The sequence below is a fragment of the Chloroflexota bacterium genome, from assembly GCA_026706485.1.
GTDB lineage: Bacteria > Chloroflexota > UBA11872 > UBA11872 > UBA11872 > JAJECS01.
Window position 1 is genome coordinate 184,928 of sequence record JAPOYR010000002.1, and the last position, 13,046, is coordinate 197,973.

Below are 13,046 nucleotides of genomic sequence, written 5' to 3' on the forward strand. Positions count from 1 at the left end.
CGTAGAGGGGTGCGTCATCGCAATCGCAACGATCGACTCCACCTTGAGCGGCCATGCGCGCCCTTGAGCTATCATCGCCGCTACTGTCAGCGGCCCCAAGGTCAGGCCGCCGTATCACGCGTGCGCTATTGACATCCATTGCCATGACTCCGGTGGGGCCCTTCACCAAGCCATACGTATTTGGCCGCCGGGCCGTTTTGCCTTCCGTGCCAAAGCTCCCTTTCGCGCACCGGGCGCCGACCATCTTGCCGAGCGGCTGACGTGACTGTCGACGCCAAGGATCTCCCCTCGCCCGAGGATTTGCACTTTGGGCACTTCGCGGCCGTGCCCGAGTATCGCCAAGTCAACCGCGAGCTGGTGCAAGAGCTATTCCGCCACATGCCGAATCCGTTCGTGCACGTCGATCTGGCCACGGGTACGGGACTCGTGCCGCAGCTGCTGATCGAGGAAGCCGAGAAACGGGGGTTCCGGGGCACCATCATCGGCATCGACCGCAGCCCCAAGGCCCTGGAGATTGCCGAGGCCACCACGCCGCGACCGTCGAACATTGACCTGCGCTTCGTGGAAGCCGACGCGCGATATCTCGAGCGCCTGCAAGGCGATGAGCTGCCCGCCGACGGCGCCGACAGCCTGAGCATTCACGACGCCATCCACGAGATCACCGACCAGGAAGGGCAGCGTCAGGTCTATAACGGCATGGCCGCCATCGCGCGGGACGGCGCCCTGCTGTCGTCGAACAGCACCTTCACCACCGTCTCGATGGCGGTGGCGAACTCGCTGCGGGGACACGGCGAGTGGAAGCTGCACTTCATGCGGCTCACCGGCGCCCGCCGCAACGACAAAGGCGGCGCGCTGCCCTACCGCCGGCCCGAGGACTACCGCAAGATGATCGAAGAGGCCGGGTTCAAGGTCGTGCACGAGCTGGAGCGGGCCATCCACCTCACGCGCGAGGCCCTCAAGGCCATCGCCCGCTATCCGGCCTTCGTGGAAGGCGTCGCGGGCGACCTGGACTTCCCCCGCAAGTTCAGCCTGGCGGAGCAGAGCCACTACCTGAGCCTCGCCGTCGACAAAGTGCGCTACGACGGCCTGCCACGCATCTGGCACGAAATCATCGGGCGGCGACGCGCGACGCCCTAGTCCCGCCCGCTCCTCGGCACGCCGGCCCGTCATTCCCGCTTCGCCGTCATTCCCGCTCCCTCCGTCATTCCCGCTTCGCCGTCATTCCCGCGCAGGCGGGAATCCACCCGTCACTGAACCCGGGGGCGGACAGGTTGCGCCCTGTCATCCCCAAGCCCGGCTGTACTTTGCAAAAGTCTCCGAAGGTGGGAATCCACCGCCCACCACATCTGGCGCGCACGGATATCCACCGCCCGGCAGAAACCTCATTCCACACCAGATCCGTCATTCCGAGCGCAGCGAGGAATCTAAGGACGCTGGCGCCGGCTCCGCGCCGCTAATACTCCTCGCGCCGCTCGAAGTGACAACGGTGGCCCGCGCTGCGCGCAGTGTGGGACCGGCCGCGTCGAATCTCCGAGACGGGCCAGCGGCGCCAGTCCGGTTCCCTCTCCCACAGGGAGAGGGCTAGGGTGAGGGGCTCCGGCGCGGCTACCATGCCCCCATGTCGCGGCTGACGACCGCCGTCGAAACCTACTTCGCCGATCTGCGGCGAATCCGCGCCACCGGCGGCGCCACCGCCGAAACGTCCCGCTACACCCCGCTGGAGAACCTCCTCAACGCGGTCGGCGCCAGCCTCAAACCCAAGGTCTTCGGCGTCGGGCAACTGGCGAACCTGGGCGCCGGCCATCCCGACTTCGGCCTCTACGCCGCCAAGCAGGTGCAGCGCGGCCAGCCCCGCGAGGGGCAGCGACCCGAGCACGGCGTGGTCGAAGTCAAACCTATCGGCGACGACGCCTGGGTCACCGCCGGCGGCGATCAGGTTAGCCGGTATTGGGGCCACTACCGCCTGGTCCTGGTCACCAACTACCGCGACTTCGTGCTCGTCGGCGAGGACGCAGCGGGCCTTCCGGCAAAGCTCGAAACCTTCCGCCTGGCCGCCAACGCAGAGGACTTCGACCGGCAGCTGGACAAGCCGCGCGCCTTCGCCAACCGCGTCGGCGCGGGACTGGCCGAATATCTGCTGCGCGTCTTCTCGCACCGCGCCGTGCGCGGGGCGCTGGAAGAGGCGCTGGGCGTCAAGTTCGAGGGCGAGCGCGGCGCGGCGTTCTTCCGCTCCACCCTGGTGCAAACCCTCTTCTACGGCGTCTTCTCCGCCTGGGTGCTCTGGGCGCGGCAGACGCCCCCGCCCGCGGGCGCGTTCGACTGGCGCACGGCCGTCTGGCACCTGCGCGCGCCGGTGCTGCGGGCGCTGTTCCAGCAGCTCTCCGATCCCGGCCGCCTGCAGCCGCTGGGGCTGGTCGAAGTGCTGGACTGGACCAATGCCGCGCTGGACCGCGTGGACCAGGCCGCCTTCTTCGCCCGCTTCAACGAGGGCGAGGCCGTCCCCTACTTCTACGAGCCGTTCCTGCAAGCCTTCGACCCCGCGCTGCGCAAGCAGCTCGGCGTCTGGTACACGCCCGCCGAGGTGGTGCGCTGCATGGTGGCGCGCGTGGACCGCGCGCTGCGGGACGACCTGGGCATCGCCGACGGGCTGGCGGCGGAGAACGTCTACGTGCTCGATCCCTGCTGCGGCACCGGCGCCTACCTGGCGGAAGTGCTGCGCCGCATCGCCGCCAACCTGAGGGACCGCAGTTCCGGGGCGCTGACCGGGGCGCACGTCAAGCGGGCCGCGCTGGATCGCGTGTTCGGCTTCGAGATTATGCCCGCGCCCTTCGTGGTGGCCCACCTGCAAGTCGGCATTACGCTGCAAGAGCTCGACGCGCCGCTGGCCGAGGACGGCGTCGAGCGCGCCGGCGTCTTCCTCACCAACGCGCTCACCGGCTGGGAACCCACGGTGCAGAAGCCGCTGCCGTTTCCCGAGTTGGAGGAGGAACGCGACCGTGCCGAACGGGTGAAGCGAGAGACGCCGATCCTCGTGATTCTGGGCAACCCGCCCTACAACGGGTTCGCCGGTATGGCCGTCGACGAGGAGCGCGAGCTTTCGGAGGCCTATCGCACGACGCGGCGCGTGCGGCGGCCCGAGGGCCAGGGGCTGAACGACCTCTACGTGCGCTTCTTCCGCATGGCCGAGCGCCGCATCGCCGAAAAGACCGGCCAGGGCGTGGTCTGCTTCATCTCCAACTACTCCTGGCTGGACAGCCTCTCCTGCCCCGGCATGCGCGAGCGCTACCTGGACGCCTTCGACACCATCCGCATCGACAACCTCAATGGCGACAAATACCGCACCGGGAAGGTCGCGCCCGACGGCTCGCCCGATCCCAGCATCTTCTCCACGCCCGACGATCCGGTGGGAATCCAAGTCGGTACCGCCGTCGCCACGCTGGTTCGCAAGTTCGACCACTCGCCCGCGGCGAGAGTCCAATTCCGCAACCTCTGGGGCCAAGCCAAGCTCGCGGCGCTGGCCGAAACGGCCGAGGCGGAACCGGAGGTGCTCTACGACGCCATCGAGCCGGTGCTGCCGCTGGGCCTGCCCTTCGCGCCGGTGTCCGTCAGCCGGGACTGGTTCGACTGGCCGGCGCTACCGGATCTATTTCCGACGTCCTTTCCGGGCGTCAAGACCAGCCGCGATGCATTTCTGGTTGACACCGATCTCGACCGGCTCAAGGCGCGCGCGGCAGATTACTTCGACCCGGCGGTGAGCAACGACGAGATTGCGCGGCGCTATCCCGGCGTGACGCGCAGCACGCGGCGGTTCAGCGCACCTGCCATTCGTGACGCGCTGCTCCGACGCGGCGGCCCTACCGAAAGCGGCTTCGTTCAATACGCCTATCGGCCATTCGACACTCGCGACCTCTATTGGGAAGCGGAGACCAAGTTGCTCGACGAAAAGCGATCCGAGTATTGGCCACACGCATTTGCAGGGAATCTTTGGCTCATATTGCAAAAGAAGGCCCGCCCCGATCTATCGCCGCCGCTCGCCACAGGATTCCTCGGGGACCTCAACCAGATGAATAGCGGTGTGTATTGCGTGCCCTGCTGGCTCAGCGAAGACGGCCTTGGAACCGACGGCAACGGCGCGAAACAACGCCCCAACCTGTCGCCGGCCGCCCGCCGCTACCTGGAACGCCTCGATCTGACCGTCGAGGACCTCTTCCACCACGTCCTCGCCGTGCTGCACGCCCCCGGCTACAACACCGTGAATGCCGATGCGCTGCGTGCGGAAGGACCCCGCATCCCCCTGCCGCACTGGGCCGAACTGTCCGCGCCGTCCTCCTCTGGTAGAGGCGCTTCGCGAAGCGCCCATTCGGCCGACGACGAGAGCGGTTCGCGAACCGCCCCTACGTCCGACCAAGCCGCGGAGGCCGCCCAAACCCTGACCGCCTCCGCCGCCCGCGGCCGCGAGCTGGCCGCCCTGCTGGACCCAGACACGCCCGTCCCCGGCGTCACCACCGGACAACTCCGCCCCGAGCTCGCCGCCATCGCCGTGCCCGCCACCACCGACGACAGCCAGATGGACGGCGACGACTTCGCCCTCACCGCCGGCTGGGGACACTTCGGCTCAGGCGAGGCCGTCATGCCCGGCCAAGGCCGCGCCGTCGAACGCGCCCACACCCAATCCGAACGCGAGGCGCTCCTTGCTCCCTCTCCCTGGAAGGGAGAGGGCTGGGGTGAGGGGATTCCGGCCCCGCTCGGCGACACCACCTTCGACATTTACCTCAACAACCGCGCCTACTGGCGCAACGTCCCCGCCGACGTCTGGCGCTACAAGCTCGGCGGCTACCAGGTCCTCAAGAAGTGGCTCTCCTACCGCGAGCAAACCATCCTCGACCGCCCGCTCCGCCCCGAGGAAGTCCAGCACTTCACCGACACCGCCCGGCGGATTGCGGCGATCCTCTCGCTGACCAACACGACCGAGCGATGAGACCCGAGTTAGATCCATGAGTACGCCTAGTTGGACAAAGCGACCGCGAGGGTTAGTTCGTTCTTCCACCCGACGAATCCGCCGTTGGCGCCGTCGCGCATTTGCGTTCGCTAGGACTGCTCGGGGTGTGCGCAGCCTCATTGCGCTTCTGGCCGCAGGCCTCAGCGCTTACGTCCTGACCCAAGGTTGGGAGTCCGAGGTCGCCGTGACTGGACTCGTGCTGCTCAGTATTTCGGTTGCGATCTTTCTAGTCACCATCGCGCCTACCCAAGCTACGAGAGTATGGCGAGCTATTGACCACCGGGCGAGTAGCGTCCTAGATGTCATCTTCGCTTTCGCCGAAGCCCGCCTGCGCCAACTCACGGTTATTGCTCTTGCATTAGTCACGGTATTGTCGATTGCCTTTTGGGGATGGCTCATTTCAGGCAGCGAGCTTCGCACTGAGTCTCAGGGAAGCCAGCAGACGATAATTCGCACAGATACGACCGAGTCAGGAAGCACGACATTTCGTAATCTGAGCCTAGTTTTCGCTGCGCTACTCGCCTTACCAATTGCGATTTGGCGCACACGCATCGCCCAGCTTCAGGCGACCACGGCCCAGCGTGAGCATCTAGATAGCCTATACCGCCAAGGCGCTCAAAAGCTCATCGACAAAGACCTTTCGGTTCGTCTAGAAGGCGTCCACATCCTTGATCGACTCGCCAAGGACGAGCCAGAGCGATATCACATTCAGATTATGCGCCGACTGTGCGGATTCTTGCGAAACTCGAGAAGTGTGCAGCATGTGACCATTGACCTCCAGGAGGACGATCGAACCGTCGCTGAGTCGATCCGTTCGCGCGGAGAATCAGGTCGTAGAATTGAAGAACAGTCGCATTTCACGCTTGACCTCAACCTCACTAACTTGAAGGGCGTCTGGTTCAACCGCGCAGTACTAGCGCGCGCAGATCTTTCTTAGACTCGTTTAGAGGACTCCTACCTAAACTATGCGGACCTATCAGATGCGGCCTTATATGGAGCCAAACTTGGTGGCGCTGATTTCCATGATGCAGAATTGACGAATGCCAAGTTTTCGCTGAATGGCGATTATCCGGCAACTGGTTTGACGCAAGAACAACTTGATGGTGCGTGGTGCGAAGAGGGCAATCCCCCTATTCTAATTGGTGTCAAAGACGCAGTCACAGGAAAGCAACTCACACCACCAACACGACGGATGTCGTTCAGAACGTATCTTGAGAAACTGAGATCAGAAATTGACTGAATGCGCGGCGAAGGGTAGGTCGCGTTGCGGCACTGCTCGTTCGCAGGGTCGGACTCCAGCCACGGTGGCTGCAATCTGAACTGATGGCGCTTGAGTTGACGAGATGGCCCGTGGCCCCGCCTACTGGCCGGTTTCAGTGTTCCGAATGACAACAGGGACTGGCGGGATGCGGATGCCGAATTGCGCTTCGCCCCCAACTGCCGCGGCCGAGCGCCTGGACTCCGGCCTCCGCCTGAGTGACGGATCTCGAGTGTCCCGCGGCTGAATTCGCTGGGGGTCTAATTCCGTAGGATTGAGGCTGGCGGGCAGCGAGCTTGCCGATCCCAGACGCAGTGGCTGTGACGACTTCCTCGATCGCTCCAACGAACCTGGTCGATGGGCTGTGTCCCACCGTGCGGGACTGGTTCGTCGAGCGCTTTGGGGCGCCGACGGATGCGCAGGCGGCTGGGTGGCCCCCGATCATGAGCGGGCGCGACACGCTTCTGGCCGCGCCGACCGGCTCGGGCAAGACGCTGGCCGCCTTCATGGCCGGGATCGATCGCCTGGTGCGGGCGGCGGAGGCCGGCGCTCTGGAGGCCGAAACCTCGATCGTCTACGTATCGCCGTTGAAGGCGCTGAGCAACGACATCCAGCGCAATCTCGAGGAGCCGCTGGAGGGCATCCGCCGGCGCGCCGTCGCGGATGGTCGTGAGCCGCCGCCAATTCGGACCGGCTTGCGCACGGGCGATACGCCCGCCAACGAGCGGCAGCAGCTGGTGCGCCGGCCGCCGCACATCCTCATCACCACGCCCGAGTCGCTCTATCTGATGGTCACCGCGCAGCGCAGCCGCGAAACGCTGCGCCGCGTGACCACCGTCATCGTCGACGAGATCCACGCCCTGGCCCGCGACCGCCGCGGCTCGCACCTGGCCCTCACGCTGGCGCGCTTGGATCACATCGCCGACGCGCGGCCGCAGCGGGTTGGGCTCTCTGCCACGCAGCGGCCCATCGAGGGCATCGCGCGCTTCCTGACCGGCGTCGACCCGGATGCCGCGCCGCGGTCCTGCGACATCGTGGACCTCGGCCACCAGCGCGACCTCGAGCTGGCGATCGAGGTCCCGCCCACCGACCTGGAAGCCGTGGCGCCGGGCGAGCAGTGGGGCGAAATCTACGACCGCCTGGCTGAGTTGGTGAGCGCGCACCGCACGACGCTGGTGTTCGTCAACACGCGCAAGCTGTCCGAGCGGGTGGCGCACAACCTGGCCGAGCGGCTGGGCGACGAGGCGGTGGCCAGCCACCACGGCAGCCTCTCCAAGGAGCGCCGCCACCGGGTCGAGCAACGCCTGAAGTCCGGCGACCTCAAGGCCCTGGTGGCCACGGCCTCGCTGGAGCTTGGCATCGACATCGGCAGCATCGACCTGGTGTGCCAGATCGGATCGCCCCGGAGCATCGCGACGTTCGTGCAGCGCATCGGGCGCTCGGGTCACGCCCTTGGCCTGCGTCCCCACGGGCGAATCTTCCCGACGACGCGCGACGAGCTGATCGAGGCCGCGGCGCTCATCCGGGCGGTGCGCGCGGGCCGGCTGGACCGCATTCAGGTGCCCCAGGCGCCGCGCGACGTGCTGGCGCAGCAGATCGTGGCCGAAAGCGCCTGCGAGGACTGGTCGGAACCCGACCTGTTCGATCTCATGCGCACCGCCCACCCATTCGCGGACCTGCCGCGGGACGACTTCGATGAGATCGTGGAGATGCTCGCCCGTGGCATCGGCGAAGGCGCCGGCCGGTCCCCGCCGCTGATTCATCGTGATCGGATCAACGGCATCGTGCGGGGACGGAGGGGCGCCCGCCTCGCCGCCATCACCAACGGCGGGACCATTCCGGAGTTAGGCGACTACCAAGTCGTGGCCGAGCCCGACGACGCCGTGGTGGGCTCGGTGAATGAGGACTTCGCCATGGAGAGCATGGCGGGCGACATCTTCCTGTTGGGCAGTACCTCGTGGCGCATTCGCCGCGTGGAGCAGAGCACCGTGCGGGTCGTCGACGCCCAGGGAGCGCCGCCCACGATTCCGTTCTGGCTGGGCGAGGCCCCGGGTCGAACGCGCGAGCTTTCGCAGGAAGTCGGTCAACTGCGCCGCGACATTGCGGACGGCCTCGACGATCCATCAGGCGTGCACGAGCGACTGCAACAGGAATGCGCGCTTTCCCCGACGGCAGCGGCGCAGATGATCGACTACGTCCGCGCCACCCGTGACGGGCTGGGCCTGGTGCCGTCCGATCGTGACGTGGTGTACGAACGGTTCTTCGACGATTCGGGCGGCATGCAACTGGTGGTGCACGCGCCATTCGGCCAGCGCGTCAACCGGGCCTGGGGCCTCGCGCTGCGCAAGCGCTTCTGCGTGCGCTTCGACTTCGAGCTGCAGGCGGCGGCCAACGACGACGCCATCCTGCTGTCGCTCGGCCCACAGCACTCGTTTCCGCTCGAGGAGACCTTTCGCTACGTCACGTCGCGCAACGTGGCCAAGTCGCTCCGGCAAGCCATTCTCTACGTACCGCTCTTTCCGACCCGCTGGCGCTGGAACGTCACGCGAGCCCTGGCGGTGCCGCGCCAGCGCGGCGGGAAGCGGGTGCCGCCGTTTCTACAGCGCATGAAGTCGGACGATCTCCTGGCCGCCGTGTTCCCCGAGCAGGTCGGCTGCCAGGAAAACGTCACCGGGCCGCTCGAGATTCCGGATCATCCGCTGATCGAGCAAACGGTGCGGGACTGCCTCACGGAGGCGATGGCCTTGCCGGAGCTCGTGCGCATCCTCGAGCAGATCGAAGCTGGTGAGATTCGCCTGCACGCGCGAGACACCGTCGAGCCCTCGCCCATGGCCCACGAGATCGTGAGCGGCAAGCCCTACACCTACCTCGATGACGCGCCCATCGAGGAACGGCGCACGCGTGCCGTGAGCCTGCGCCGGGCGCTGCCCGAAAGCGCGCGCGACCTCGGCCAGCTGGACGCCGACGCCATCGCACGGGTGGCGGAAGAAGCGTGGCCCGATCCCCGCAATGCGGAGGAGGTGCACGACGCGCTGCTGAGTTTGGTAGCGGTTGCCGAACCGGTCGTCGGCGATTGGATCGACTGGCTCCACGAGCTGCGCACGGCCGGCCGCGCGCTCCAGTTCCCCGTCGGTGACGCGGTCCTGTGGGCGGCGGCGGAGCACCTGCCGGCCTTGCGGCTGCTGTACCCCGAGTCGTCCGTGCCGGAGGTGCGGCTGCCTCCGCATGCCGAGCTTCCGGTCGACGACCGCGAAGCGGCCCGCCGGCTCCTGCTCCGGGGCCATTCCGAAGTCCTGGGTCCGTTCACCGCGGAAGAGCTTGCCGGGCGCACGGGACTGCTCGCCGAGGACGTGGCGCGTGGATTGGCGCAGCTTGAGGCGGGTGGCTTCGCGCTGCGCGGACAGTTCACGCCGGGCCGGGGCCACGAGGAGTTTTGCGATCGGCGTCTGCTGGCCCGCATGCACCGCGCCACGCTCGATCGGCTGCGACGCGCCATCGACCCCGTGTCGGCGCAGGACTACATGCGCTTCCTCATCGAATGGCAGGGGCTGGGGCCCGGCGGTCGGTTCGAGGGCCGCGCGGGCCTGCGCACCGCCATCCAGCGGCTGCAGGGATTCGAAGCGCCGGTGGCCGCGTGGGAGAGCGTGCTGCTTCCCAGCCGCGTGCGGGACTTCCAGCCCAGCTGGCTCGACGAGCTGTGCCTGAGCGGCGAGGTGGCCTGGGGCCGCCTGTCGCAACCGCGCCCAAACGCCGACGGCGACGCGCCGATCACCGGCTACACCCTGGCCGCCACGCGCGCGACGCCAATCACCCTGGTGCCGCGTCGAGACCTACCGCTGCTGCTGGCGGCCGCACGCGGCGCAGACGGCGGGGAGGCCGAGCCCCCGACGGTCGGCGCCGGGGGTGAGATCCATCGGCTGCTCGAAGCCCGCGGCGCGCTGTTCTTCGACGAAATCGCCGCGTCCCTCCGGCGCTTACCGACCGATGTTGAAGAGGGGCTGCGGGCCCTCATCGGCGGCGGCTGGGTCGCTTCCGACGGCTTCCACGGCGTGCGCGCGCTGGCCGGTCGGCGCCGCCGCGGTGGCTGGCGGCGGCGCGGCGGCCGGCATGGCTTGGGCCCCTCGGCCTCGCCACCCGGCCGTTGGTCGCTGCTGGCAGCCGCTCCCACCGACGAAGCCATGGCCGACGACCTGGCCGAGCGCGTGGCGCACGTGATGCTGGGGCGTTACGGCGTGGTCTTCCGCGATCTGCGCCGGCGCGAGGCGTTCACGCTGCCCTGGCGGGACGTGCTCCGCGCCCTCCGCCGCCTCGAAGCCCGCGGCGCCGTCCGCGGCGGCCGGTTCGTGACGGGATTCGTCGGCGAGCAATACGCCCTCCCCGAGGCCGTGACCGCCCTGCGCCGCCACCGGGCCGAGGCCCCGAACGGCGAGCGCGTCCGGATCAGCGCCGTGGACCCGCTGAACTTGACCGGCATCGTCACGCCCGGCGAGCGGCTGCCGGCCTATCCCGGACGCTCAATCGAGCTGATCGACGGCCTGCCGTCCGTGGAGCACGACGCCGTCGCGCGCTGACAAGCCCGCCCCGGCGCTGCACAATCCGCCCAAGGACCCAATGCGTACTGTTTCAAGGAGACGGAACGCCCGCTGAAGCCCGCACGGCAAGGTGGGCCGATTCAGTCGCGATTGACCACCTGGGGGACGCGCACCGGCTTAGCGTCGGACGCGCGCCACTGCCGGACAGCGGAGATCGAGCATGACGGATCGAATGCGTTGGCTAGGTCTGGCGGGCGCGCTCGCCGCCATTGCGGCGATCATCGCCGTCATCCTGGTCGTGGTGCAGCCGCCGCAGGCCGTCAGCGTGGCTCCCGCGCCGGACGAACCAACCACACCCGAGGCGGCGCAAACGGTGACACAGGCCGCGCCAGCCACGCCCGAGGCCGCGCCGGCCACGCCGCAAGTCGCAGCCCCTGCATCGTGGGCGGCGCCGGCCACACCGCAGGCGACGCCGCAGGTCGCAGCCACTGTGCCGGTGACGGCGCCGCCGACGCCCCAGGCCGCGGCAACGCCCGAGCCTTCGGGGCCCCTGGCGCCCGAGTTCGTGCGCGTCACCCAGTGGCTCAACAGCCCGGCGTTGAGCCTGGCCGAGTTGCGCGGCCGGGTGGTGCTGATCGATGTCTGGACGTTTGGCTGCTACAACTGCCGCAACACCCTGCCCTACCTCCGCGACTGGCACGCGAAGTACGCCTCGGAGGGCTTGCAGATCGTCGGCGTGCACACGCCCGAGTTCGAGTTCGAGCAGATCGAGGCCAACGTGCGCGAGGCCATGATTCGGCTGAACGTGACCTGGCCGGTGGCGATGGACAACAACTGGGGCACCTGGCGCGCGTACAAGAACCGCTATTGGCCGCGCAAATACCTGGTGGATCAGCAGGGCCGGATCCGGTACGACGTGATTGGTGAAGGGTCCTACGCCGAGATGGAGCGCCGCATTCGCGAGCTGCTTGCCGAGGGCGGAGCCTCGCTCGACCACATTCCGGTGGGCGGCGTGGACGAGGGCGCCCCGCCCGCGCAGACGGCGTTGTTCACGGGTGACTCGTGGGATGAAGGCCGGTTCCTGTCCGTCGAGGGCGCGGGTGGAGCGGCGCGGCTCGGGCTGCGCGGCGGCTGGGTCGTGGAGTCCGACCGCGTGCGGCCGGACCCGGACGCAGGCTCGACCGCCTGGGACGCGACCGTCGTCGTCACGTCGGGCATGGCAAACCTCGCCGCGGCGGCCACCGCGGCAACGCCGGTGCTCGTGAAGGTGACGATGGACGGTGCGCCCGTTCCGGAACCGCTGCGCGGCGCGCATGTCTTTGCCGGCGAGGACGGCGCGACCTACGTGTCGATTGGCAAGTTTGGCACCTACAGTCTGCTGCGCCACGGCGACGGCGCACCGCGTGAGCTGCGGCTGCACACCGCCGACGCCGGCCTGTCGCTCTATACCTTCGTCTTTGGGGCCTAGCGCGTCCCGCCGTGGATCAAACGGTCAACCTGGCGGTGGCATTCGGCGCCGGCGTGGCCTCGTTCATCGCGCCGTGCACGCTCGCCTTGGTGCCGGCCTACGTGCTCTATCTCGGCGGCCTCACGTTAAGCGACGGGGATGGGGCGGACGCGCGCGCGACCCGCGGCGCGACGCTGCGAAGCGTTCTGGCCTTCACGCTGGGTTTCACGTCCGTGTTCGTGATTCTCGGGGCTTCGCTTGGAGCGCTCACGCAGACGCTGGCCGACCATTCGGTGTGGCTGAACCGGGTGGGCGGCGCGCTGATCATCGTGCTGGGACTGATGGCCCTGGGGCTGCTGCGGGTTCCGCTGGCGCAGCGCGGCTTCGCATTCCGCCCGCACGTGTCCTCGCAGCTGCACGTGGCCGGGGCATTCCTGGTCGGCGGCGCCTTCGCCGTCAGTTGGGTTCCCTGCGTGGGACCCATCCTGGGGGCGATCCTGGTGCTGGCGGCCACCACGGCATCCGTTGGCGAGGGCGCCCTGCTGCTGCTGGCCTATTCGCTGGGCATGATGCTGCCGTTTGCCGCCGCCGGCGCATTCTCCGGCTGGACGCGTGCGCTGCTGCAGCGCCACGGCCACGCCCTGACCTACGCGACCCACGCGGGGGGCATTCTGCTCATCGCGCTGGGGATCGTGGTTTTCACGAATCTCATGCCCGTTATCGCCAGATATATCCCGATTGGCGTATGACGAGCACGACGAACGGAATAGAATGGAGCAGGGTCGCGGATGTGCGCCGACGCCCGACCGG

Annotated in this window: 6 protein-coding genes; all 6 read left to right on the forward strand. The window is 68.1% G+C overall.

All coding sequences use genetic code 11. The annotated features are described in order from the left end of the window. Window positions 1-261 precede the first annotated feature (261 nt). Window positions 262-1,137 (forward strand): class I SAM-dependent methyltransferase, encoded by an 876-nt coding sequence (locus OXG79_01190; GenBank protein MCY3782383.1) that lies wholly within the window; start codon window positions 262-264, stop codon window positions 1,135-1,137. Between the two features lie 481 nt (window positions 1,138-1,618). Then, entirely contained in the window at window positions 1,619-4,978 is a 3,360-nt protein-coding gene (locus tag OXG79_01195) for an N-6 DNA methylase (GenBank protein ID MCY3782384.1), read from the forward strand. 127 nt (window positions 4,979-5,105) lie between these two features. Continuing rightward, window positions 5,106-5,936 (forward strand): hypothetical protein, encoded by an 831-nt coding sequence (locus OXG79_01200; protein ID MCY3782385.1) that lies wholly within the window; start codon window positions 5,106-5,108, stop codon window positions 5,934-5,936. Window positions 5,937-6,577: 641 nt separating this feature from the next. Further along, complete coding sequence (locus OXG79_01205) at window positions 6,578-10,828, forward strand: DEAD/DEAH box helicase (GenBank protein MCY3782386.1); 4,251 nt, start codon at window positions 6,578-6,580, stop codon at window positions 10,826-10,828. Window positions 10,829-11,021: 193 nt separating this feature from the next. Further along, window positions 11,022-12,257, forward strand: coding sequence for a redoxin family protein (locus OXG79_01210; GenBank protein MCY3782387.1), 1,236 nt, complete (start codon window positions 11,022-11,024; stop codon window positions 12,255-12,257). Window positions 12,258-12,268: 11 nt separating this feature from the next. Further along, window positions 12,269-12,985 (forward strand): sulfite exporter TauE/SafE family protein, encoded by a 717-nt coding sequence (locus tag OXG79_01215; GenBank protein MCY3782388.1) that lies wholly within the window; start codon window positions 12,269-12,271, stop codon window positions 12,983-12,985. Window positions 12,986-13,046: the final 61 nt, after the last annotated feature.